This window comes from Cryobacterium sp. BB307 (genome assembly GCF_012274275.1).
Classification (GTDB): domain Bacteria; phylum Actinomycetota; class Actinomycetes; order Actinomycetales; family Microbacteriaceae; genus Terrimesophilobacter.
This window is the reverse complement of sequence record NZ_JAANZA010000002.1, coordinates 248,863-272,205: the sequence shown is the minus strand read 5'-3', so window position 1 is coordinate 272,205 and position 23,343 is coordinate 248,863. Positions and strand designations below refer to the sequence as shown.

Here is a 23,343-nt window from a genome sequence, read left to right as displayed (position 1 = left end):
CAGCAGTGGTCACGCTCGGAAACATCACCATGTACGCGAACGATCCCAGATCGCTCGCCCACTTCTGGGCCGAGGTGTTCGGTTACCCCAAGCTGGACTGGGAAGACCCACTGAGACAGCAGCTCCTGGACTCAGGACTGACGGAGGCCGACCTCGCCTCCAGGGCACTCGCCGAGGACCCGGAAGGCAAGGGCCCCAGGTTCTTCTTCCATCACGCTGACAGTGTCAAGCAAGGTCGAAACCGAATTCACCTGGATGTCAACGTGGGCCGGGACCCGGATGCTGCCCCATCCGACCACTCGAGAATCGACGGCGAGAAGGATCGACTCGTCGCGCTCGGGGCAACGGTTGTCCGCCGCATCGAACAGACCTGGGGCCCGTGGCCGGAGTACTACTACCAGATGCAGGATCCGGAAGGGAACGAATTCTGCCTCCAGTGACCCTGCCCGACCTCTCCCCTAGTCCCGCTCCCCCAGCTGGTCTCGGCGGCGGGTCAGGTACGCGACTTCCGCCGTGTTGCCCGCCAGTTCGACGGCTTTGTCATATGCCTCTCGTGCGTCCCTGCTGCGACCGACACGTCGAAGCAACTCCGCACGCGTGGCATGGAACGCGTGATAGTCTCTCAACTTTTCCTCAAGCTGGTCCACCGTCGCGAGCGCAACATCCGGGCCGTCGACCTCGGCAACCGCGATGGCGCGGTTCAGCGCGACGATCGAAGACGGGTCGAGGCGTGCGAGCTGGTCGTACAGGGCCACCACCTGCGACCAGTCGGTGTCGCGAAAGTCGCGAGCCGAGGTATGCACGGCGTTGATGGCCGCCAACAGCTGATAGCGACCGGGAGCCGCTCCGGATGCGAGGCATTGCCGCACAAGACCATGGCCCTCGGCGATGAGTTCCGCATCCCAGGATCCCCGGTCCTGCTGGTCAAGCGGCACGAGCTCCCCGCTGGCCGAGACCCGCGCGCGGCGCCGCGATTCGGTCAGGAGCATCAGCGCCAGCAGCCCGACAGCCTCGCCGTCATCCGGCATGAGGGAGCACAGCACCCGATTCAGCCGAATGGCCTCGGCAGTCAGCTCGCTCCGGATGGGATCGGCATCGGCGCTGGTGGCCAGATAGCCCTCGTTGAAGATCAGGAAGAGGACAGCCAGAACACCGGACACCCGCCGCGGCAGATCCTCGCCCGTCGGCACCCCGTATGGGATCCGGGCGGCCCGGATCTTGGCCTTGGCCCGGGTGATCCGCTGCCCCATCGCGACCTCCGACACCAGAAAGGCACGGGCGATCTCGGCGACGCTCAGCCCGCCGATCAACCGGAGTGTCAACGCCACCCTGGCCTCCATCGCCAGCGCGGGATGGCAGCACGTGAAGATCAACCGGAGCCGCTCATCCTCGATCGCGCCAGCCTGCTCGGCCTCGGTGGCGTCCTGCATCAACTGAGCCTCGTGCTGCCTGTCGATGCGCTTGCTCTCTCGGCGGATGCGATCGATCGCCTTGCGGTTGGCCGTGGTCGTCAGCCACCCGCCAGGGTTGGGCGGCACACCGCCCCCCGGCCAGCGCTCCGCGGCGATTGCGAACGCTTCAGCCACCGACTCCTCGGCGATGTCGAGATCGCCGAAGCGTCGGGCCAGCATGGCGACCAGCCGGCCCCACTCCTCTTGGTGGGCACGGCTGATCGCATCTGTGGCGCTGATCACAGGAACGGTCGCACCTCAACCCGCCGGTTGCAGGCCTTTGATCCGTCGACTGCGAGTTCCAGCGCCGTTTCGAGATCGGGGGCCTCGAAGATCCAGAAGCCCGCGATGTGCTCCTTCGACTCGAGGAACGGCCCGTCGGTGAACACCGGCTCCTCCCCTCGCCCGTCGATGACGGTCGAGGCGCTCGGTGACGCGAGGCCACCGGCGAGAACCCAGTGGCCATCTGCCACAACTCGTTCGTTGAAGGCATCGATGGCAACCATCTCGTCCGAGGTGCCGGATGCGGTCCTGTCATCGATCACGGAAACCATGTACTTCACGGTGTGTCAACTCCTTTGAGGTCTGGCCACTGAACGGCCGTTTACCTCCTCTACGAACACTCTCGCCTGAATCCGACACCAAACGCCAGATTTATCGGCGCCGGTCGGTAGTGTCGGCGCCATGGCGCAGCACCAACTCGACCGCACCGAGGCCCGACGCATCGCTGTCCGAGCGCAGCTGCTGACCGCTGGGCGTCCGGCCGACCTGCTGTCAACCGTCAAGCACCTGACGCTCCTGCAGGTCGACCCCACTGCGGCGATCGCGCCGGCGGCCGACCTCGTCGCGTGGACACGACTCGGCAGCGCCTATCGCCCCGCCGATCTCTCTCGGGCCCTGGAGCACGATCGCACACTCTTCGAACTTGACGCCATGATCCGCCCAATGGACGATCTGCCGCTCTTCCTCGCCTCCATGGCCGATGTGCCGCATTCTGCACGCGGGCGCGAATGGCTGGCTGCCAACGATCGCTTCCGCACCGACATCCTCGATCGGCTGCGCGCCGAGGGACCACTCAAGTCGCGCGACATCCCGGACACCAGCCAGGTGTCATGGCAGTCGACCGGATGGTCCAACAACCGCAACGTCACCCAGATGCTCGAGTTGCTGCTCCGCCGTGGCGAGATCGCGATCTCCCGGCGTGATGGGCGCGAACGCTTCTGGGACCTCGCCGAACGGGTCTACCCCGCGGATGTTGTACCGCTTCCCCCGGACGAGGCCCGTCGCATCCGCAATTCCCGCCGGCTCGCCGCGCTCGGCATCGCACGCGCGTCCGCCACCGAGCAGGCCATCGAGCAGGTGTACGTGGAGGACGCGGGCGAAGAGGCCGTCGTCGATGGGGTCAAGGGCACCTGGCGGGTCGACCCGACCCTGCTCGGGCAGCCGTTCGAGGGACGGACAGCGCTCCTCTCCCCCTTCGACCGGCTCAGCTACGACCGCGCTCGTGCCGGGCACCTGTTCGAGTTCGATTACCAGCTGGAGATGTACAAGCCAGAGGGGAAACGCAAGTGGGGCTACTTCGCACTGCCGATCCTGCACGACGACCGCCTTGTCGGGAAGGTCGACGCCGTCGTCGACCGCAAGGGAAAGAAGCTCACCGTTCGTGCGATCCACGAGGACGTGCCGTTCGATACCGACACGGCTGCAGCGGTACAGGCGGAGCTTGACGATCTCGCCGCGTGGCTGGGAGTCGAGCGCCACAACCCCTAACCGCAGGTCGTACCAACGGATGCCGCCGTGACGGCATCCGCACCGCCGTTCTCTAGAGCTGCTCCGTCTTGTGCTTCGGCATTCCCAGCTCGTTGAGCGGCGCATCCGGGTCACGCTCGTAGTTGGCGAGCGGTGGCGCGGGGCAGTGCAGAACCTGGTTCTCCTTGGAACGGTCCACCACGTGTTCGGCCATATCGTGACCGCACACCGGGCAGGTCGCCTCGGAGGGCGCCGACTCTTCCCACGGTCCCAACTGTGGGGAGACGAAGCGCTCCAACTTGTTGTCGAGCCAGTTGAAGGGCGTTGCGTAAGACCGGCGGCCCTTCGCGCTATCTACCTTCTTCATAAGGTCAGGGTACGCCGCGCTCACCGCCGCGGAGTGGGCTGTCAGCAGACTTTCACTCCGGGCGGGCAGGCGCGTTGTTCGCGGAGAGATCGCTCCCCCGAGCCTGACCGTTACAGTTGGGCTCGGAGGGATCTTCAATGTCGCACACCGTCCCGGGTTATGGCCGCAGGGTTCAGACGATCGTCTATCGGAATGGTGCGACCGGACTCAGACCCATCACGCCCGCCTCGGCGCAGACGCTTGAGCGGGCCGCGGAGAAGGCCCTCTCCCCCGCAGCCTGGGCGTATATCGCCGGTTCGAGCGGCACTGAGTGGACGACCGCCGCCAACCGCGCGGCTCTCGACCGCTGGCAGATCGTGCCCCGGATGCTGCGAGACGTCTCCCACCGCGACCTGTCCATCGAGCTGTTCGGGCACCGCTACGACACACCCGTGCTGGCCGCACCGGTCGGAGTGCTCGAGCTCGCCCACAAGAACGGAGACCTCGAGGCCGCGCGAGCGTGCGCAGAGCTGCGGGTCCCGTTTGTGTTCTCGAACCAGGCCTCGGTGCCCATGGAGGACACCGCGGCGGCCACGGGCGACGCGCCGCACTGGTTCCAGCTGTACTGGAGCAGCTCCGACGACTTGGTTGCCAGCCTCGTGCGACGCGCCGAGGCATCCGGCGCTCAGGCCATCGTCGTCACCCTGGACACGCACATGCTCGGCTGGCGGCCACGCGACCTCGATCTGGCGTACCTGCCGTTCATCCACGGCATGGGCATCGCGCAGTACACGAGCGACCCGGTATTTCGTGAACTCGTGCGCAAGCGAGCGTCGCAACCCGCCGGCCCGAGGCCGAAGGTGACGCGCGCGGCGATTCGGACGCTCATCGACATGACCCGCCGCTACCCCGGCCGGTTCCGCGACAACCTGCGCAGCGCGGAACCGCGGGCAGCCGTCGAGACCTTCCTGGACGTGTTCTCCCGCTCCTCGCTCACCTGGCCCGACCTCGCGTTCGTTCGCGAGCACACCGACCTGCCGATCGTTGTGAAGGGCCTCCAGCATCCGGATGACGCCGAGAAGGCTCTCGACGCCGGCGTCGACGGCATCATCGTCTCCAATCACGGAGGCCGTCAGCTCGACGGCGCGATCGGATCGGCTGCGGCGCTGCCGGACATCGTCGACCGGATCGCCGGGCGCGTTCCGGTGCTGTTCGACAGCGGCATCCGCACCGGAAGCGACGTGCTGAAGGCGCTTGCCCTCGGCGCCAGCGCTGTGCTCGTCGGCCGACCCTACGTGTACGGTCTCGCGATCGGCGGCGCTGCCGGCGCGCGGGAAGTGCTGCGCAACATCATCGCCGAATTCGATCTCGCGCTTGGGCTCTCCGGTCACACCTCGGTCGCGGAGCTGAATCGCGACGTCTTGGCGGCGGCATGAGCGACTACGTCATCGCCATCGACCAGGGCACGACGAGCACGCGCGCCATCCTGTTCGGTCACGACGGGCTGATCGTCGCCAACGCCGCGAAGGAACACCGACAGCTGCTCCCGCGCGCCGGCTGGGTGGAGCACGACCCCATCGAGATCTGGGACAACACGCGCGAGGTGATCGCGCAGGTGCTCGCCCGCGCCAACACGACCCGGCTGCGCATCGCCGCCATCGGCATCACCAACCAGCGTGAGACGACGGTGATCTGGGATCGCGCCACGGGTCGCCCGATCGCTCCCGCGATCGTCTGGCAGGACACCCGCACGCAGGCGATCGTCGACCGTCTCGGGCCGGATGCGGGGCTGTTCCGTGAGCGGACCGGCCTGCCGGTCAGCACGTACTTCTCCGGGACCAAGATCGCCTGGTTGCTTGACAACGTGGACGGAGCGCGCGCACGGGCCGAGGCCGGCGAACTCGCCTTCGGCACCATCGACAGTTGGCTGGTGTGGAACCTCACGGGCGGCGAGCACCTCACCGACGTCACCAACGCATCCCGCACCCTGCTCATGGATCTGCGCACCCTGGAGTGGGACGACGAGCTGCTCGCTCTTCTCGGCGTGCCGCGGTCGCTCCTGCCGGAGATCCGGCCGTCGTCCGGCTCGTTCGGCGTCGCCGGCGGCGAGAGCCTGCTGCGCGAGGTGCCGATCATGGGCATCCTCGGTGACCAGCAGGCGGCCACGTTCGGGCAGACCGCGTTCGAGGCGGGCGAGGCGAAGAACACCTACGGCACCGGCAACTTCTTGATCGTGGGCACCGGGACCGAACCGGTCGCCTCGCGCAACGGCCTCATCACCACCGTCGCCTACCAGCTCGAGGCCGCCGAGCCGCGGTATGCGCTCGAGGGCTCGATCGCGGTCACCGGCTCGCTCGTGCAGTGGCTGCGCGACAACCTCGGGCTCATCGGCAGTTCTGACGACATCGAACCGCTCGCGCGAACCGTGGACGACAACGGCGGCGCCTACTTCGTTCCGGCGTTCTCCGGGCTGTTTGCGCCGCACTGGCGCCCGGATGCCCGTGGCGCCCTGGTCGGACTCACCCGGTTCGTGAACAAGGGGCACATCGCCCGGGCGGTGCTGGAGGCGACCGCCTTCCAGACCAGGGAAGTGATCGACGCCGTCACCGCCGACACCGGTGTTCCCGCCTCAAAGCTGAAGGTGGACGGCGGGATGGTCGTCAACGAGCTGCTGATGCAGTTCCAGGCCGACATCCTGAACGTGCCGGTGATCCGCCCTGTGGTCACCGAGACGACGGCGCTCGGCGCTGCCTACGCGGCCGGGCTCGCGACCGGGTTCTGGTCCGGGCTGGCTGAGCTGCGCGGCAACTGGCACGAGGACCGCCGGTGGGAGCCGTCAATGCCAGAAGACGAGCGCGCGGCGCGCTACGCCAAGTGGCAGAAGGCGGTGCAGCGCACCCTCGACTGGGAATAGGAGATCAGCGGTTCGCCGCCTCCACCCACTGGTCGAGCTTCGCGATCGCTGCCCCAGAGTCGATGGTCTCGGCCGCCGTGGCCATGCGTGCGCGGAAACGCTCGACGATCGGCAGCAGCGCCTGCGCCGGGTCATTTGCGAGGTCGAATGCCACCAGGCCAGCGGCCGCATTGAGCAGCACGATGTCGCGCACCGGCCCGGTCGCGCCCGACAGCGTCTCACGCGCGATGCGCGCGTTGTGCTCCGGGTCGCCGCCGATCAGCTCGGCCAGCTCGACGATCGGCAACCCCAGGTCAACCGGGTTCAGGTCGTGCTCTGTGACGGCACCGCGGGTGACTTCCCAGATGTGCGAGTGCCCGGTCGTCGTGAGCTCATCCAGCCCGTCATCGCCACGGAAGACGAGCGCGGTCGCACCACGCGTCTGGAACACGCCGACGAACAGCGGCACGAGCTTCAGGTTGGCCACGCCGAGAGCGTTGGCCTCGGCTCGCGCCGGGTTGCACAGCGGCCCAAGGAAGTTGAACACGGTCGGCACGGCAAGCTCACCGCGCACCTTCGCCGCGTGCCGGAAGCCGGGATGGAAGTGCGACGCGTACGCGAAGGTGATCCCCGTCTCGTCGAGCACCTCTGCGACACGCGTCTCGTGCATGTCGAGTGGGATACCGAGCGCTCCAAGCACGTCCGACGCGCCGGATGCCGAACTGGCCGCACGGTTCCCGTGCTTGATCACCGGGACGCCGGATGCGGCAACCACCACCGATGCCATCGTCGAGATGTTGACCGTCCCGACCCGGTCTCCGCCGGTTCCGACGATGTCAACGGCCATCGGGTTCACCGGCAGCGGCAGCGCGTTCTCCAGCACCGCGTCGCGGAAACCGACGATCTCGTTGACCGTCTCCCCCTTCGAGCGCAGGGCAAGCAGGAAGCCGGCGATCTGCGCATCCGTCGCCTCCCCGTGCATGATCCGGCGCATCGCCCAGGTCGCCTCAGAAATCGAAAGATCCTCGCGTTCGAGCAGCGTGGTCAGGATCGAGGGCCAGGAGGCGGAGGAGGTCATGGCTAACGATCCTACGCTTTTGCCTGCATACGGCCTGTCGGAGTCGCACCGAGCACTCCGATATCGGCCATAATGGTTCACGTGACCAGCACCTCTCTCTCGCACAGCATCGGCGTTCCCGCGGTCAACCGTCCCAATACGGTTTCCGTCGGAACCATCGTGTGGCTCGGCAGCGAAGTCATGTTCTTCGCCGGCCTCTTCGCGATGTACTTCACGCTTCGATCCACTGCACCGGATCTGTGGGCATCGGAGACCGCCGTACTCGATGTGCCGTATTCGACCGTCAACACCCTGATCCTCGTCGCCTCCTCGTTCACGTGTCAGTTCGGCGTGTTCGCGGCGGAGCGGCTGCAGGCGCGCGCAACCGGCTGGAAGCCGACGCAGTGGGGCATGGTCGAGTGGTTCTTCCTGACCTACGCCATGGGTGCTGTCTTCGTCACCGGCCAGATCTTCGAGTACGCGAAGCTCGTCAGCGAGCACGTCAGCATCAGCTCGAACTCGTACGGCTCGGCCTTCTACATCACCACCGGCTTTCACGGTCTGCACGTGATCGGCGGCCTCATCGCCTTCCTCCTGGTCATCGGAAGGGCCTTCGCCGCCAAGAACTTCACCCACCGAGAGGCAGTGAGCGCGATCGCAGTGTCCTACTACTGGCACTTCGTCGACGTCGTCTGGATCGGCCTGTTCCTTGTCATCTACGTCCTCAAATAGCAACCGGAAAGACGTGTCAATGCGCAACTCTTCTTCGACCGACGTGCCTGAGAAGCGGGCCACCGGTCGCCGCAGCCCTCTCGCGACGGTCGCGCTCATCGCGATCGGCCTGCTGACGACTGGAGGCGGCTACGCCCTGTTCTCGAGCACGGCCGCCGCCGAGACGCCGACCGCAATCACTCAGGCGACCGCAGAAGAGGGCCAGAAGCTGTTCGCAGCGAACTGCGCCAGCTGCCACGGTCTTGAGGCAACCGGAACGGATGTCGGCCCCAGCCTGTACGGCGTCGGCGCGGCATCCGTCGACTTCCAGATGGCAACCGGCCGCATGCCGCTCGCCATGAACGGACCGCAGGGGCAGCAGAAGCCGCCGCAGTTCACGCAGGAGCAGATCGACGCCGTCGCGGCATGGGTCGCCTCGCTCGCGCCGGGCCCGGAGGTTCCGAGTGACGCCGCTCTGGAGGGCGGCGACCCCAGCGTCGGTGGCGAGTTGTTCCGCATCAACTGCGCAATGTGCCACAACGTCGCCGGTGCCGGTGGCGCGCTGACCGAGGGCAAGTTCGCTCCCGGACTGCTAGGCGTCGAGCCCCGCCACGTGTACGAAGCGATGGTCACCGGCCCGCAGAACATGCCGGTGTTCAACGACATGAACCTCACTCCCCAGGACAAGGCAGACGTCATCGCGTATCTGCAGTTCCTGGAGAACAACCCCTCCGTTGGCGGCTTCGACCTCGGAAGCCTCGGGCCGGTCGCTGAAGGCCTCTTCATCTGGATCTTCGGGCTGGGTGCGATCGTCGGTGTGGCCATCTGGATCACCGCACGCCCCAACTAGTCGCACACTTTTCCACAGCAAGAAATCGAAGGGAAACAAATGGCTCAGCATGACGGCGACACAGGCGCCGCTGCCGGCTCGGAGCTCGTGAAGAGCCCGGGACGTGAAGTCTCCCCCGGCACGGCCGTCATCGCACCTGACGCCTTTGAGAACCCCGGACTTCCGCCGCACAGCGATCGAGTGACCGACCTCGACCCGAAGAAGGAAAAGGAAGCCGAGCGCGTCGTTGCGGGTATGTTCGCGCTCTCCATCGTCGGCACCGTGATGGCGATCGTCGCCTACATCGTTGTTCCGATCGAGCCTGGCGACCTCAACTCGACTCGCCTCAACAACCTTTTCGTCGGGCTGGGCATCGCACTCGCGCTGATTCCGATCGGTATTGGCGCGATCCACTGGGCGAAGAACCTGATGACGTATGTCGAGATGACTGAGGCCCGCCACGGTACCCGTGGCACTGAGGAGACGCGCGCGATCGCAGCGAACGTGTTCACCCTCGGAAACCAGGAGTCCGGCTTCAACCGCCGCAAGCTGATCCGCAACACGCTGATCGGAGCGCTAGCGCTCTCGCCGCTGCCCGCGGTCGTGCTGTTCCGCGACCTCGCGCCCGCCGCTGACCCGGTACCGCTCCTCAAGACCACGCTGTGGGACAAGGGCATTCGCCTCGCCAAGGACCCGTCCGGAACGCCGATCAAGGCATCCGAAGTCACCCTCGGCAGCGTCTTCCACGTGATCCCGGACAACCTGGCCGACGCGGAGCACCCGCTCGAAGAGAAGGCCAAGGCCGCGGTGCTCCTCATGCGCCTCAAGCCCGAGGACCTGAACGTCTCCGCCGGCCGTGAGGACTGGAACTACGACGGCATCGTCGCCTATTCCAAGATCTGCACCCACGTCGGATGCCCGGTGGCACTGTACGAACAGCACACGCACCACCTGCTGTGCCCCTGCCACCAGTCGCAGTTCGACATCACCCAGGAAGCAGCGGTCATCTTCGGACCCGCCAAGCGTCCTCTTCCCCAACTTCCGATCACGGTGGATGCCGAGGGCTACCTCGTCGCCCGTAGCGACTTCACCGAACCTGTCGGCCCTAGCTTCTGGGAGCGTTCACTATGAGCACCGCCGCTGGCACAGCTACAGTTACAGAGCCAAGCGCGAACACCACCCCGCCCGGCCCGGGCATGCGCTTCACTGGGGCTGCCGCGAACTACCTGGACGAGCGCACGAGCATCTCGGGCATCGTCAGGGAACTCGGCCGCAAGGTCTTCCCCAACCACTGGTCATTCATGCTCGGCGAGGTCGCGCTGTACAGCTTCATCGCGATCCTTCTCTCCGGCACGTTCCTGACCTTCTTCTTCGACCCGTCGATGAGCCACGTGACCTACGAGGGCTCGTTCGTGCCGCTGAAGGGCATCGAGATGTCGGCGGCCTACGCCTCGACGCTCGACATCACCTTCGACATCCGTGGTGGCCTGCTCATGCGCCAGGTCCACCACTGGTCGGCGCTGCTGTTCGTGGCCTCGATCGGGCTGCACATGCTGAGAGTGTTCTTCACCGGCGCCTTCCGCAAGCCGCGTGAGCTCAACTGGGTGATCGGCTTCGTGCTGTTCATCCTCGCGATGGCTGAGGGCTTCACCGGCTACTCGCTGCCGGATGACCTGCTCTCGGGCAACGGCCTCCGCATCATCGACGGAATGGTCAAGGGCTTCCCGATCGTCGGAACCTGGATCTCGTACCTGCTCTTCGGCGGAGAGTTCCCGGGCACCGTGATCGTGCCGCGCCTGTTCGTACTGCACATCATGCTGCTGCCGGCCCTGCTCATCGCGGCACTGGGTCTGCACCTGCTGCTGATGGTCATCAACAAGCACACCCACTTCGCCGGCCCCGGCCGCACGAACGACAACGTCGTGGGCGTTCCGGTCATGCCGCTGTTCGCCGCGAAGGCCGGTGGGTTCTTCTTCGTGGTGTTCGGCGTCATCGTGCTGATCTCGTCGACGTTCACGGTCAACCCGATCTGGAACTACGGACCGTACGACCCCTCCCCCGTTTCCGCCGGTACTCAGCCTGACTGGTACATCGGATTCGCCGATGGTGCGCTGCGACTGATTCCGCCGGGCTGGGAGTTCGAGCTGTGGGGCTTCACCGTCACGCTCAGCATCCTGATTCCGGCTGCGATCCTCGGCCTGTTCCTGCTGGCCGTCGCGGTCTACCCCTTCCTCGAGGCGTGGATCACCGGCGACAAGCGCGAGCACCACATGGCAGAGCGTCCGCGCAACGCCCCGGTTCGCACCGCGATCGGAGCTGCGGGTGTGGTCTTCTACGGCGTCATGTGGGCCGCCGCGAGTTCCGACCTCATCGCCACACACTTCATGTTGTCCATCGAGTGGGTGACCCACGCGTTGCAGGCGCTGATCATCCTCGGCCCGATCTTCGCCTACTGGATGACGAAGCGCATTTGCATCGCGCTGCAGAAGAAGGACCGCGAGATCGCGCTGCACGGCTACGAATCGGGACGCATCGTGCGGCTCCCCGGCGGCGAGTACATCGAGGTGCACCAGCCCCTCAACGAGTACGACCGCTGGCGCCTGGTCGACTACGTCGACTACAAGCCGCTCATGCTCCGCCCGAACGCGCGTGGAAAGATCTCGCCGGTTCAGCGGGTGCGTGCGATCCTCTCGCGCTGGTTCTTCGAGGACCGCATCTCCCCGGTCACCCGCCGGGAGATCGAGTCGGATGGCCACCACTAAGCAGTAAACGACGGAACGGCCGCATCCTCTTGGGGATGCGGCCGTTTTGCGTTGTGGGGTGGTGTTCGTTTCGGCGGTCGCCGAGACCCGCTCTCGACTCCCCTCGAACGCTGGGTGCGAGGGGTCTCAAAGCGGCCCAAATGAGACTCTTCACAATGCAGGGTGCACTCGGGGCGAAACTCTAACCTGAGGGCATCCCCCAAGCAGAGGAGCTTTCATGGGCACAGTAGTCATGTACAGCTCGGTGTCAGTGGACGGCTTCATCGCGGACGACAACGACCAGCCCGGCCCGCTGTTCGACTGGTTGCTCAGCGGTGACGTGCCGTTGGACGAGAGCGGCGTGTTGAAGGTGTCACAAGCGTCCTACGACTACACCCGGCCGTACTGGGACCAGATCGGGGCGACAATCGCCGGCCGCCACGTCTTCGATATGACGGACGGCTGGGACGGGAAGCCTCCAGGCGGAGTCGACCACGTGGTCGTCGTGACGCACCGGCCTAGACCCGCGGGCTGGGACCCCGAGGCGCCGTTTCACTTCGTCGACGGCGTCGAAGCAGCCGTGGCCAAGGCGCAGGAGCTCGCGGGTGACCGCATCGTCGAGGTCGCCGCCGGCGACGTCGGTGGCCAGGTGCTTGCCGCGGGGCTTGTCGACGAGGTGCGCATGGACGTCGTACCCGTCGTGTTCGGGTCTGGCAAGCGCTACTTCGGGTCGGTCCACGCGCAGCACCTGTTGGAGGGACCTGACGTGGTGATTCAGGGCAACCGGGTGCTTCACCTGCGCTATCGGGTGCGCCGTTGACACCAAGGGGGAAGCGGGGTTAAGGCAGATCGGGGACGGACCCGAAAGGTCCGTCCCCGATCTAAGACGTTGTTGCGTCAGCGACCGAAGTAGCCCCGGTAGTACTCGAACGTCCAGCCAACGATCGCAACGATCGCCAGCGCGAAGCCGATGAGAACGATCCAGGTGCCAACGGCGATCCCCAGGAACACCGTCGCTGCCGCAGTACCCAGCGTGACCGGCCACCAGCTCCACGGGCTGAAGAAGCCGACCTCAGGGTCACCGTCATCGACAGTGGACTCGGGACGGTCCTCCGGCAGTTCGGCGCCCTGCGCCTTGTAGGTCTTACCCAGGTAGAACGCCACCAGCCCGAAGAGGGCGGCAGACAGGAACAGCGCGAGAGTGCCTACCCACTCGATAGTCCCGTGGAAGGGGTCAAGCAGGCTCCACACCGCGTAGGTGATCCCGACGGCCACGAAGAAGACGGCGAGTACCCAGAACAGGACGATATTGGTCTTCACGTGCCCTACTTCACTTTCTCGTCAGAGGCGTCGATCACAGGGGCATCCGGGGCGTCCTTGAGCGGCCCGATGCCAACCGGAATGCCCGCTTCGGGGTGGTTGAGGTCGAACGCCGGGGACTCGGAACGGATGCGCGGGATCGACGTGAAGTTGTGCCGCGGCGGTGGCGACGAGGTCGCCCACTCGAGAGAGCGGCCGTAGCCCCACGGGTCGTTCACCGTGACGAGCGGTGCGCGACGCGCGGTGATGAACACGTTGTACAGGAACGGGATCATCGAGATGCCGAGCAGCATCGCGCCCACCGTCGACAGTTGGTTCATCCAGGCGTAGCCGTCCTCAGGCTGGTAGGTGGCGTAACGACGGGGCATGCCCATGACGCCGAGCCAGTGCTGGATGAGGAAGGTCGCGTGGAAGCCGACGAACAGCAACCAGAAGTGGATCTTGCCGAGCCGCTCGTTGAGCATCCGGCCGGTCCACTTCGGCCACCAGAAGTAGAAGCCGGAGAACATCGCGAACACCACGGTTCCGAACACGACGTAGTGGAAGTGCGCCACGACGAAGTAGGTGTCCGAGACGTGGAAGTCCAGCGGCGGGCTCGCGAGGATGACGCCGGTGAGGCCACCAAAGGTGAACGTCACGAGGAAGCCGATCGCCCAGAGCATGGCGCTCTCGAACGTCACTGATCCTCGCCACATCGTGCCGATCCAGTTGAAGATCTTCACGCCGGTCGGGATGGCGATGAGCATGGTCATCAAGGCGAAGAACGGCAGCAGCACCGAGCCGGTCACGTACATGTGGTGAGCCCACACGGTAATCGACAGCGCAGCGATGGCGACAGTCGCGTAGACCAGGGTCTTGTAGCCGAAGATCGGCTTGCGGCTGAACACCGGGAAGACCTCGGAGACGATGCCGAAGAACGGCAGCGCGATGATGTACACCTCTGGGTGCCCGAAGAACCAGAACAGGTGCTGCCAGAGCAGCGCACCGCCGGCGTCGACGTTGTAGATGTGTCCATTCAGCACGCGGTCCATCGCCAGACCCATGAGCGCGGCAGCAAGCGGCGGGAAAGCCATCAGCACGAGCAACGAGGTGATGAGGGTGTTCCAGGTGAAGATCGGCATGCGCCACATGGTCATACCGGGCGCGCGCATCGTGATGATCGTGGTGATGAAGTTCACCGCGCCGAGGATGGTTCCGAAGCCGCTGAGCCCGAGGCCAAGGACCCACAGGTTACCGCCGACTCCCGGAGAGAAGGTCGTCGATGACAGCGGGGCGTAGGCGAACCAGCCGAAGGATGCCGCACCCTGCGGGGTGAGGAATCCGGCGACTGCGATGAGGCTTCCCCAGCTGAAGAACCAGTAGGACAACGCGTTCAGCCGCGGGAACGCGACATCCGGCGCGCCGATCTGGAGCGGCATGATCCAGTTCGCGAAGCCGAAGAACAGCGGCGTCGCGAACATCAGCAGCATGATCGTGCCGTGCATCGTGAAGAGCTGGTTGTACTGCTCCTTGGTCTGCAGGATCTCCAGGCCCGGCTGGAACAGCTGAGCGCGGATGACCAGCGCCATCACTCCGCCGAGGCAGAAGTAGATGAAGGAGGTGACCAGGTACAGCGAGCCGATGCGCTTGTGGTCGGTGGTGGTGATCCAACCAAGAATCTTGTCGCCCTTGGTCCCGACCTTGGAAGCGGTGAAGTCTGTTCCCGTTGAGGAGCCGCCAACCGTGGTGCGGGTTGCCGTCGAAGTGGTAGTCATTTCTTCGTTGTCCTACTCGTTTTCCCGGATGGCCGGAGCGTCACGGCCCGGCTGGTTCTGGTTCCTGTCAAGGTCCTGGCCGATCGTGCCGGTGAAGCCGGCATCCGCCAGTGACTGGATGTAGTCCTCGTACTCGTCTGCGGAGACGACCTCCACCTGGAAGAGCATGAGCGAGTGGAACTCGCCGCACAGCTCGGCGCACTTGCCCATGTACGTTCCTTCCTTCTCAGGAATGAAGTACATGTGGTTGCTCTTGCCGGGAATCATGTCCTTTTTGTAAAGGAAGTCAGGTACCCAGAAGGAGTGGATGACGTCGCGGCTCTCGAGGATGATCTCGACGGTCTGACCGACCGGCAGCACGAGGGTGGGCAGCGCGTCGTAGTCGATGAACGGGCTCTCGTCCGTCTGCTGGGCCTGAATGCCCTGGTAGTAGACGCCCTCGCCGCCGGGTCCCTCGTTCAGGTAGTTGAAGTCCCACGACCACTGCTTGCCGTGGACCTCGATCTGCACGTCGGGGTTCTCGATCGGCTGCTCGATGCTGGCCTGCTCACGCGCGGTGAAGGCGAAGAAGCCGATGATGAGGATGAACGGCACGATCGTGTAGAAGAACTCGATCGGCATGTTGTAGCGCAGCTGAACCGGAAGGCCGACCTGCCCCTTGCGTCGGCGGTACACGACCATGCTCCAGATGATGAGGCCCCACACGGCGAGCCCGACGAGCAGCAACACGATCCAGGAAGTCACCCATAGGCCGGTGATTCCATCGGTGTGGTTGGTGATGCCTGGTTCACCAGGCATATACCCCCGGAGCTGCTGCGGAGTGCACCCGGCTACGACGAGAGCAATCGCCGCCGCTACCGGAATGGCAATCCAACGAAGACGGGCTTTAGAGCGCACCTGGAACCTCTCGGAATGTCTGCGGACGTACAACAAAGGAGTCTATTCGACCTGCCGCAAGCCTACTCCGAATGGCGCGCCCACTGTTGTCCACCGGGCACCGCCGGGCGAGTTGCGCTCCTGGTCGCGCGGGTTAACGACGAAGGGAGCCGGATGCGTGGCATCCGACTCCCTTACGTGGCAAGTGTCTAGCTGAACGAGTCGCCGCACGCGCAGCTGCCGGCCGCGTTCGGGTTGTCGATCGTGAAGCCCTGCTTCTGGATGGTGTCCTCGAAGTCGATGGTCGCGCCCTCGAGGTACGGAGCACTCATCTTGTCCACCACGACCTCGACGCCGTCGAAGTCGTGTGTCGCGTCGCCGTCCAGGAGCCGCTCGTCGAAGTAGAGCTGGTAGATCAGGCCGGAGCAGCCGCCCGGCTGCACCGCGACGCGCAGGCGCAGGTCGTCACGACCCTCCTGCTCGGTGAGCGCACGCACCTTGGCGGCCGCGGCGTCGGTGAGGCCGACACTGTGGGTGGACTCGGTCAGCGTTACGTCAGTCATCTACTGCTCCCCTACTAGGAAATCTGCTCTCAGTGTACGCGCTTGCCTCACACGTTCCCTGAACGGCCCGCGTTGAGTCTGGCCAGCAGAATCGCCTCGGTCAGAATCGCCCTCTTGAAAACGCCCAGGTGCAGCGACTCGTTGGGGCTGTGCGCGCGCGTGTCGGGGTCCTCGACACCGGTGACCAGGATCTGCGCGTCCGGGAACTGCTCGACGAGGTCCGCGATGAACGGGATGGAGCCGCCGACTCCGGTGTCCACGGCTGCCGTGCCCCACGCATCCGCCATCGCCTGCTTCGCCTCGGCGACCGCCCAGCCGCTGGTGTCGACCAGGAACGGGTTGCCGAGGTCGACATCGTCGATCGCGAGGTGGGCGCCGAACGGCGCGTTCGCCTCCAGGTGCGCCTTGATCGCTTCGAAGGCGTCCTCTGCACGCTGTCCGGGGGCGATGCGCACGCTGATCCGCACCGCGACGGACGGGATGAGCGTGTTCGACGCGTTGGCGACATCCGGGGCGTCGATGCCGGTCACCGTGATCGACGGCTTGAACCACATGCGCTCGAGGATCGGGCCGGTGCCGATCGAAGAGACGCCCTCGAGCAGCGCGGCGTCGCGGCGCAGGTCCTCTTCGGCGCTGTCGGGAACCGGAGCGTCGTGCGTGGTGAGGCCGGCGACAGCCGGGGTGCCCTGCTCGTCGTGCAGGGTGGCGAGGAGTCGCGTGGTGGCGAGCATCGCATCCGGCACCGCTCCCCCGAACATCCCGGAGTGCGACGCGTGGCCGAGCGTGCTGATCGTCAGCCGGAAGGTGACGTTGCCGCGCAGCGCAACGGTCAGGGCGGGGGTGTCGACGTCCCAGTTGTCGGAGTCGGCGACGACGATGACGTCGGCCGCGAGCTCGTCCCGGTGCTGCATCAGGAAGTTCTTGAAGGAGCGGGAGCCGAACTCCTCCTCCCCCTCGATGAACACCGCCAGGCCGAGGTCGAAGTCGGACCCGGTGGTCTCCACGAGTGCCCGGATGGCGGCCACGTGCGCCATCACGCCGGCCTTGTCGTCCGCGGCGCCGCGCCCGTACAGGCGGTCGCCCTTGACCGTCGGCTCGAACGGGCTGGTCTCCCAGTCCTCATCCTTGCCGGGCGGCTGCACGTCGTGGTGGGCGTAAAGCAGGATGGTCGGCGCCCCGTTGCGCGCGGCGCGGGTGGCGAGGACGGCGGGCTGACCCAGCGCATCCGTTTCCCCGATGGTGGCGCGCGAGATCTTCACCGATTCGAACACGCCGGTGCCCTGGAGAAGGGCCGCGACGGCATCCGCACTCTTCTGGACGTGTGCGGGGTCGAAGGCCGCCCAGGACACGGACGGGATGCGCACGAGGTCGGACAGGTCGGCGATGGCGGTCGGCAGCCCGGCTTGCACCGCCTCGGCGAGCGGTTCGATGGGCACAGCGGCGGTCGGTGGGGTCAGGGTCATGCGGGTAATCTTAACGGGACAAGAACTTAGGGACCCATGGTGGCGAAACCAAGCAACAAGGAAGAGCACGTCGAGTACGAGCTCAACACGGACAGCATCTCCGGCAAGGGGCGACCGACCCCGACACGCAAGGAGCGCGAGGCCGCCAACAAGCGTCCCCTCGTGTCGAACGACCGCAAGACTGCCAACAAGGAGGCGCGGGCGAAGATGGCCGAGGCCCGCGAGAAGGCACGACTCGGCATGGCAGCCGGCGACGAGAAGTTCCTGCCGGTGCGCGACAAGGGACCGCAGCGCCGGTTCGTCCGTGACTGGGTGGATGCCCGGTTCAACGTCGGCGAGGTGCTGATCCCGGTCATGTTCCTGGTCATCATCCTGACGTTCATTCAGGACGTTAACGTGCAGATGGTCGCGATCATCGTGCTGTGGACCTTCTTCATCGCGTCGGTGCTCGACGGGGTGTTCCTGGGAATGCGGATCCAGAAGAAGCTCGCCGCGAAGTTCGGCGCGGCCAACGTGCAGAAGGGCAGCCGCTGGTATGCCGCGATGCGCGGCATGCAGATGCGCCCGATGCGCCTGCCGAAGCCTCAAGTCAAGCGCGGGCAGTACCCGAAGTAGTCGCCGCGCGCTTGCGCGGGTCGAATAGCCACGCGCGGGGCGAATTCGACCGGCGCGTTGGTGATCGTCCCGCGCGTGCGAGCTGCTAGCGCCAGCCGAGCCCGGGCGCCACGTGCTTCAGGATGCTCTCGAGCAGCTGCGCGTTGTACTCGACACCGAGTTGGTTCGGCACGGTGACGAGCAAGGTGTCCGCTGCCTCGATCGCCGCATCCTGCGCGAGTTGCTCGATCAGGGCATCCGGTTCGCCGATGTAGCTCTTGCCGAACCGGGCCAGCGTGCCGTCGATCTGGCCGACCTGGTCCTTGCCCTCGACCTGCGCGCGCAGGCCGAAATAGTGGTGGTCCTCGTCGGTGACCAGCGGGATGATGCTGCGGCTGACCGAGACGCGTGGCGTCCAGTCATGGCCGGCTTCCACCCAGGCATCGCGGTACACCTGGATCTGCTCTGCCTGCAGGTCACCGAATTCCTCGCCGGTGTCCTCCGTCAGCAGTGTCGAGCTCATCAGGTTCATGCCCTGCTCTGCGGTCCACTTGGCGGTCGCGCGGGTGCCGGAGCCCCACCAGATCCGCTCGCGCAGCCCGGGTGATTGCGGTTCGATCGCGAGCCCGCCGCTGTGTCCGGTCATCTGCGGGTTGGCTGCCACCACGGCGGCGCCCTCGATCGCCTGCAGGAAGATCTGTGTCTTGGTGCGCGCGTCGTCGTCCGCGGTGCGCTCCTCGGCCGGCACGTAGCCGAATGCCTCGTAACCGTTCATGGCGGGTTCGGGTGAACCGCGGCTCACTCCGAGTTGCAGCCGCCCGTTGCTGATCAAGTCGGCCGCGGCCGCCTCTTCAGCCATGTAGAGCGGATTTTCGTAGCGCATGTCGATGACGCCCGTGCCGAGTTCTATCGTGCTGGTCCGCGCCCCCATCGCCGCCAGCAGCGGGAACGGTGATGCGAGTTGCGGTGCGAAGTGGTGCACCCGCACGAACGCGCCGTCGGCGCCCAGTTCCTCGGCAGCGACCGCCAGTTCGATCGACTGCAGCAGCGCGTCCTGAGCCGTGAGGACGAGCGATCCGGGAACGTCCTGGTAGTGGCCGAAACTGAGGAAGCCGATGCGTTTCATGATGGGGTCAGCGTACGCTCGCTCCCCCGTATTCCCGTCAGCGCGCTGGCGCGACCGGCAGCCAATCGCCGCGCACCCTCCGCGTGACGCTCCAGTCGATGACGCGCGCGACGGTGTCGACGACGGATGCGACGTGAGCGCCCAGCTGCATCGCGGTCTCGTCGTCGTCGCCCGTGAAACGGACGGTCAGCTGAGCACGACCGCGGCGAACACCGACATCGGCGGCCTCAACGTTCGCCATTTCGGCAACCGCCGCGGTGGCGGTGGGCAGCACGCTGTCGGCGGTCGCACCGACCCGCAGTTCGCCCACGGTGACGGTCACTCGAAACGACGGCACGTCACTCAGCGCAGTGCGCGCAGTCCGCGGTTGATCTGGCGCGCCCAGAGCGGGCCGCGGTAGAGGAACGCGGTGTAGCCCTGCACAAGGGTCGCCCCGGCGGCGAGCCGTTCCGCGACATCCGCCGCGCTTTCCACCCCACCGACCGAGATCACGCACAGCTCGGGCGGGACGACCGAGCGGATGACGCGCAGCACCTCCAACGACCGGGCGGCAAGCGGCGCTCCGGACAGTCCGCCGGCGCCCGCCTTCTCGACGACGGCCGGATCGCTCTTCAGGTCCGCCCGCGAAATCGTGGTGTTGGTCGCGATCATGCCCGACAGCCCGAGCCGGATGGTCAGTTCGGCGATCGCGCGCACCTCGTCGTCGGTCAGGTCGGGGGCGATCTTCACGAGCACGGGCGTCTCCCCCGCCGCCCCACGCACCGCCTTCAGCAGCGGCTCGAGCTTGTCGATCTCCTGCAGGCCGCGCAGTCCGGGCGTGTTCGGTGAGCTGACATTGACCGCCAGATAGTCGGCAAGCGGAGCGAGCAGGCGCGTGCTCTCCAGGTAGTCGTCGATCGCCTGGTCGACCTCGACCACGCGCGACTTGCCGATGTTGGCGCCGATCACCGGCCGGCCCGGCCTGGTTTTCTCGCGCGCGAGACGCTTCGCGGCCTCCGCCGAACCGTGGTTGTTGAAGCCCATCCGGTTGATGACCGCGCGGTCGGCGACCAAGCGGAACAGCCGCGGCTTCTCGTTGCCCGGCTGCGGGCGGGCGGTCACGGTGCCGATCTCGACATGTCCGAAGCCGAGTTGGCCGAGACCGCGGATGGCTGCGCCGTCCTTGTCGAAGCCGGCCGCCACCCCGAATGGCGACGAGAACCGCAGGCCGAGTGTCTGCACCGCGAGGCCGGCATCCGCCCGGGTGAAGCGCCGCACGATCCGCCCGAGGCCGGTCGCCGCGATGCCGCGAATGACGATCATCGCCAGATGGTGGGCTCGCTCGGGGTCAAGCCGCGAGAGGACGAGAGTGAAGAGTGCGCGATACATGCCGTGGCAAGGCTACCGGCTGACCGGCGCGCCCTCTGCCCGCCAGTCGCGAGCCGGACCGGGCGGTCTACTCGCTCAGCGCATCCGATTCGCGCTGTTCGGTCTCCCGCTCGACGCGCAGCAGCGTGATGGCAGACTCGAAGTCCTCGAGCGACTCGAACGCCTGGTAGACGCTTGCGAAGCGCAGGTAGGCGACCTCGTCGAGTTCTCGCAACGGTGGCAGGATGGCGAGCCCGATGTCGTTTGCGTCGATCTGCGACGCGCCGGTGGCCCGGATGGACTCCTCCACGCGTTGCGCGAGCACAGCGAGATCGGTGTCCGTCACCGGGCGTCCCTGGCACGCCTTGCGCACGCCGGAGACGATCTTCTCGCGGCTGAACGGTTCAACCACACCGCTGCGCTTCACCACGTTGAGGCTCGCGGTCTCGGTGGTGCTGAACCGGCGACCGCACTCCGGGCATTGCCGACGGCGGCGGATGGACAGCCCGTCGTCACTCGTGCGTGAGTCGATCACGCGCGAGTCAGGAAACCTGCAGAACGGGCAGAACATGGTGCCTCAAGGTTACGTCACCGGCCCCAGAGAACCGCTGAGGCCGCCCTCGGCATGGCGCGTCAGTCGGCGAAGCGCGCGGTGACCGCGTCGGCGTGGGCCGGCAGGTCCTCCGCGGTGGCGAGTGCCCGGATGCGCCGCTCGACCTCCGCGAGTGCGTCGCGCGAGTAACGGACGACCTGTTGCGGCCGCAGGAAGGTGTACGCGCCGAGACCCGACGAGAACCTGGCCTGCCCGCCGGTCGGCAGCACGTGATTCGACCCGGCGAGGTAATCGCCGAGACTCACCGGCGCGTTGGCCCCGACGAAGATCGCCCCTGCGCTGTCGATCTCGGCGAGCACAGCATCCGGGTCCTCGGTCTGCAGCTCGAGATGCTCCGGGCCGTACGCGTTGCTCAGCCGCGCGGCAGCGTGCAGGTCGTCGACCACCACGATCGCCGACTGGCGTCCCTTCAGGGCGGCAGCGACCCGCTCGCGGTGGTGCGTCTCGGAGGCGAGCCGCGCGACCTCGGCGTCCACGAGTTCGGCGAGCTCGGCGGAGTCGGTGACGAGCACCGCTGCGGCCAGTTCGTCGTGTTCCGCCTGGCTGATGAGGTCGGCCGCGACCAGGTACGGGTCGGCCCCTGAATCCGCGATGATCAGGATCTCGGTCGGCCCCGCTTCCGCGTCGATGCCGACCACACCGCGCACGAGGCGCTTCGCGGCCGCGACGTACACGTTGCCGGGGCCGGTGATGAGCTCGACCGGCTCGAGACCGATGTCAGGCACTCCCCACGCGAGCGCCCCGATCGCCCCGGCACCGCCCATGGCGTAGACCTCCTCGACGCCGAGCAGCCCGGCCGCCCCGAGGATGGTCGGGTGCACCGAACCGCCGAACGCCTTCTGCGGCGGCGACACGATCGCCACCGACTTCACGCCCGCGGCCATCGCCGGCACGACGTTCATCACGACGCTCGATGGGTAGACCGCCTTGCCGCCCGGCACGTAGAAGCCGACACGGTGGATCGGCTGCCAGCGCTGCTCGATCTGCGCACCTTGCCCGAGCGCAGTCACCGCCGGTGGCGGAAGTTGCGCGGCGGATGCCTCGCCGACGCGGTAGATCGCCTCCTCGAGCGCCTCCCGCACCGCCGGGTCCAGTGCGTCGACGGCGGCCTCGATGGCGGATGCCTCCACCCGCAGCGACGTCGGCCGCACCCCATCGAGCCGCTCCGCCTGGTCAAGCAGGGCGGCTGACCCGCGCTCCCGCACGCCCTCGATGAGCTCGGCGGCGGTCGCGATCGCGACCGAGACATCCGTCTGGGCACGCGGAATGATTGTGCGCAACTCGCTGCGGCTGAAGTCCCTGCCGCGGAGGTCTATCGTCTGAATCATGGCGGCTTCAAGCATACGGCGCGGGAATACCGCCCCCTCCTAAGCGACTTGAGGTCAACGACATGGCAACTCCAGAGGACACGCGCGACATCGCCCACGACATCGACGCCTTCAAGCAGGCGTTCCGCAGGCTCGCAGCCGGCGTCTCAGTCATCACCGGCCGAACCCCCGATGGCCTTCCCGTGGGGTTCACCGCCACCTCGCTCGCATCGCTCGCGGCCGTCCCGCCGATGGCGAGCTTCAACATGGCGCGCGTCTCGACCGCGTGGCCGGCCATCGAGGGCACCGAACATGTGCTCATCCACATGCTCGGCTCGCGCAACCGGGCGATCGCCGAACGCATGTCCGGCCGGCACGAGGATCGCTTCAACGGCGACCACTGGCAGCCGGGGCCGGCCGGGCTGCCGCTGCTGAAGGACGTCCCGGCCTGGATGCTCGGACGCATCATCGGCAGGCATCCGCACCACGGCAACGCGGTTGTGGTGGTGCAGATCCAGGATGGCGCGCTCGGCGCCGACGATGAGGCGCTGCTCTACTTCGAGCGCGCCTACCACCGGCTGCACCCGCTCGACTGACCGGGGG

General features: G+C 66.5%; 25 protein-coding genes. 11 read left to right on the top strand and 14 right to left on the bottom strand.

The genetic code is table 11. From position 1 onward, the window contains the following. Positions 1–5: 5 nt before the first annotated feature. Positions 6–440, top strand: coding sequence for a VOC family protein (locus tag HGK58_RS08585; protein WP_168627175.1), 435 nt, complete (start codon positions 6–8; stop codon positions 438–440). Positions 441–458: 18 nt separating this feature from the next. Here HGK58_RS08585 and HGK58_RS08580 read toward each other — a convergent pair whose 3' ends face one another. Together HGK58_RS08580 and HGK58_RS08575 are read right to left on the bottom strand one after the other, a co-directional pair. Beyond that, positions 459–1,694 carry an RNA polymerase sigma factor gene (locus HGK58_RS08580; protein WP_168627174.1) on the bottom strand — a complete coding sequence of 412 codons (1,236 nt, stop codon included), beginning with the start codon at positions 1,692–1,694 and terminating at the stop codon, positions 459–461. Then, positions 1,691–2,014 (bottom strand): YciI family protein, encoded by a 324-nt coding sequence (locus HGK58_RS08575; protein WP_168627173.1) that lies wholly within the window; start codon positions 2,012–2,014, stop codon positions 1,691–1,693. Before HGK58_RS08575 ends, HGK58_RS08580 begins: the two co-directional genes overlap by 4 nt. A gap of 121 nt (positions 2,015–2,135) precedes the next feature. Between HGK58_RS08575 and HGK58_RS08570 the strand changes: the two genes are divergently transcribed. Beyond that, positions 2,136–3,221 carry a crosslink repair DNA glycosylase YcaQ family protein gene (locus HGK58_RS08570; RefSeq protein WP_168627172.1) on the top strand — a complete coding sequence of 362 codons (1,086 nt, stop codon included), beginning with the start codon at positions 2,136–2,138 and terminating at the stop codon, positions 3,219–3,221. Between the two features lie 52 nt (positions 3,222–3,273). Here the strand turns inward: HGK58_RS08570 and HGK58_RS08565 are convergent, their stop codons facing one another. Further along, positions 3,274–3,567 carry a hypothetical protein gene (locus tag HGK58_RS08565; protein WP_168627171.1) on the bottom strand — a complete coding sequence of 98 codons (294 nt, stop codon included), beginning with the start codon at positions 3,565–3,567 and terminating at the stop codon, positions 3,274–3,276. A gap of 137 nt (positions 3,568–3,704) precedes the next feature. Here HGK58_RS08565 and HGK58_RS08560 point away from each other — a divergent pair, with 137 nt between their 5' ends. Both HGK58_RS08560 and glpK read left to right on the top strand, forming a co-directional pair. After that, positions 3,705–4,982, top strand: a complete 1,278-nt coding sequence (locus HGK58_RS08560; protein ID WP_168627170.1) for an alpha-hydroxy-acid oxidizing protein — start codon at positions 3,705–3,707, stop codon at positions 4,980–4,982. Further along, a complete protein-coding gene (gene glpK / locus HGK58_RS08555; RefSeq protein ID WP_168627169.1) occupies positions 4,979–6,460 on the top strand; it encodes a glycerol kinase GlpK in 1,482 nt (493 codons plus the stop codon). The genes HGK58_RS08560 and glpK overlap by 4 nt, the downstream gene beginning before the upstream one ends. Positions 6,461–6,464: 4 nt before the next feature. Here the strand turns inward: glpK and trpD are convergent, their stop codons facing one another. Next, complete coding sequence (gene trpD, locus HGK58_RS08550) at positions 6,465–7,517, bottom strand: anthranilate phosphoribosyltransferase (RefSeq protein WP_168627168.1); 1,053 nt, start codon at positions 7,515–7,517, stop codon at positions 6,465–6,467. Between the two features lie 72 nt (positions 7,518–7,589). Here trpD and HGK58_RS08545 point away from each other — a divergent pair, with 72 nt between their 5' ends. From HGK58_RS08545 to HGK58_RS08525, 5 genes are all read left to right on the top strand, one after another. Continuing rightward, positions 7,590–8,228, top strand: a complete 639-nt coding sequence (locus tag HGK58_RS08545) for a heme-copper oxidase subunit III (protein ID WP_168627167.1) — start codon at positions 7,590–7,592, stop codon at positions 8,226–8,228. Between the two features lie 19 nt (positions 8,229–8,247). Further along, the gene (locus HGK58_RS08540; protein ID WP_168627166.1) at positions 8,248–9,057 is read left to right on the top strand and encodes a cytochrome c; all 810 of its coding nucleotides are present in this window, start codon (positions 8,248–8,250) and stop codon (positions 9,055–9,057) included. A gap of 39 nt (positions 9,058–9,096) precedes the next feature. Further along, entirely contained in the window at positions 9,097–10,167 is a 1,071-nt protein-coding gene (locus HGK58_RS08535) for a Rieske 2Fe-2S domain-containing protein (RefSeq protein WP_168627165.1), read from the top strand. A gap of 65 nt (positions 10,168–10,232) precedes the next feature. Then, positions 10,233–11,798: a cytochrome bc complex cytochrome b subunit gene (locus tag HGK58_RS08530; protein WP_227411942.1), complete on the top strand. Its 1,566-nt coding sequence runs from the start codon at positions 10,233–10,235 to the stop codon at positions 11,796–11,798. Positions 11,799–12,015: 217 nt separating this feature from the next. Then, a complete protein-coding gene (locus HGK58_RS08525; protein ID WP_168627163.1) occupies positions 12,016–12,597 on the top strand; it encodes a dihydrofolate reductase family protein in 582 nt (193 codons plus the stop codon). Positions 12,598–12,674: 77 nt separating this feature from the next. Here the strand turns inward: HGK58_RS08525 and HGK58_RS08520 are convergent, their stop codons facing one another. The 5 genes from HGK58_RS08520 to HGK58_RS08500 all read right to left on the bottom strand — a co-directional run bounded on the left by HGK58_RS08520 (position 12,675) and on the right by HGK58_RS08500 (position 17,753). After that, complete coding sequence (locus HGK58_RS08520) at positions 12,675–13,097, bottom strand: cytochrome c oxidase subunit 4 (RefSeq protein WP_168627162.1); 423 nt, start codon at positions 13,095–13,097, stop codon at positions 12,675–12,677. 5 nt (positions 13,098–13,102) lie between these two features. Further along, on the bottom strand, positions 13,103–14,851 hold the full coding sequence (gene ctaD, locus HGK58_RS08515; protein WP_168627161.1) for a cytochrome c oxidase subunit I: 1,749 nt from the start codon (positions 14,849–14,851) through the stop codon (positions 13,103–13,105). Between the two features lie 12 nt (positions 14,852–14,863). Continuing rightward, positions 14,864–15,748, bottom strand: coding sequence for a cytochrome c oxidase subunit II (gene coxB, locus HGK58_RS08510; protein ID WP_168627160.1), 885 nt, complete (start codon positions 15,746–15,748; stop codon positions 14,864–14,866). 188 nt (positions 15,749–15,936) lie between these two features. Continuing rightward, positions 15,937–16,290: an iron-sulfur cluster insertion protein ErpA gene (erpA, locus tag HGK58_RS08505; protein ID WP_168627159.1), complete on the bottom strand. Its 354-nt coding sequence runs from the start codon at positions 16,288–16,290 to the stop codon at positions 15,937–15,939. Positions 16,291–16,337: 47 nt separating this feature from the next. After that, positions 16,338–17,753 carry a dipeptidase gene (locus HGK58_RS08500; RefSeq protein WP_168627158.1) on the bottom strand — a complete coding sequence of 472 codons (1,416 nt, stop codon included), beginning with the start codon at positions 17,751–17,753 and terminating at the stop codon, positions 16,338–16,340. A 39-nt stretch (positions 17,754–17,792) separates the two neighbouring features. Between HGK58_RS08500 and HGK58_RS08495 the strand changes: the two genes are divergently transcribed. After that, a complete protein-coding gene (locus tag HGK58_RS08495) occupies positions 17,793–18,368 on the top strand; it encodes a DUF3043 domain-containing protein (protein WP_349236178.1) in 576 nt (191 codons plus the stop codon). Positions 18,369–18,453: 85 nt separating this feature from the next. On the opposite strand, the gene HGK58_RS08490 is transcribed toward HGK58_RS08495, so the two are convergent. The 5 genes from HGK58_RS08490 to hisD form a co-directional block, all read right to left on the bottom strand. Then, positions 18,454–19,473, bottom strand: coding sequence for an LLM class flavin-dependent oxidoreductase (locus tag HGK58_RS08490; RefSeq protein ID WP_168627156.1), 1,020 nt, complete (start codon positions 19,471–19,473; stop codon positions 18,454–18,456). Positions 19,474–19,510: 37 nt separating this feature from the next. Beyond that, complete coding sequence (locus HGK58_RS08485; protein WP_168627155.1) at positions 19,511–19,795, bottom strand: hypothetical protein; 285 nt, start codon at positions 19,793–19,795, stop codon at positions 19,511–19,513. A gap of 20 nt (positions 19,796–19,815) precedes the next feature. After that, positions 19,816–20,841: a quinone-dependent dihydroorotate dehydrogenase gene (locus HGK58_RS08480; RefSeq protein ID WP_168627154.1), complete on the bottom strand. Its 1,026-nt coding sequence runs from the start codon at positions 20,839–20,841 to the stop codon at positions 19,816–19,818. 67 nt (positions 20,842–20,908) lie between these two features. Next, positions 20,909–21,391, bottom strand: coding sequence for a transcriptional regulator NrdR (gene nrdR, locus HGK58_RS08475; RefSeq protein ID WP_168627153.1), 483 nt, complete (start codon positions 21,389–21,391; stop codon positions 20,909–20,911). 62 nt (positions 21,392–21,453) lie between these two features. Further along, positions 21,454–22,761: a histidinol dehydrogenase gene (hisD, locus tag HGK58_RS08470; RefSeq protein WP_168627152.1), complete on the bottom strand. Its 1,308-nt coding sequence runs from the start codon at positions 22,759–22,761 to the stop codon at positions 21,454–21,456. Between the two features lie 62 nt (positions 22,762–22,823). Here hisD and HGK58_RS08465 point away from each other — a divergent pair, with 62 nt between their 5' ends. Then, complete coding sequence (locus tag HGK58_RS08465; RefSeq protein WP_168627151.1) at positions 22,824–23,336, top strand: flavin reductase family protein; 513 nt, start codon at positions 22,824–22,826, stop codon at positions 23,334–23,336. The last annotated feature ends 7 nt before the right edge of the window (positions 23,337–23,343 follow it).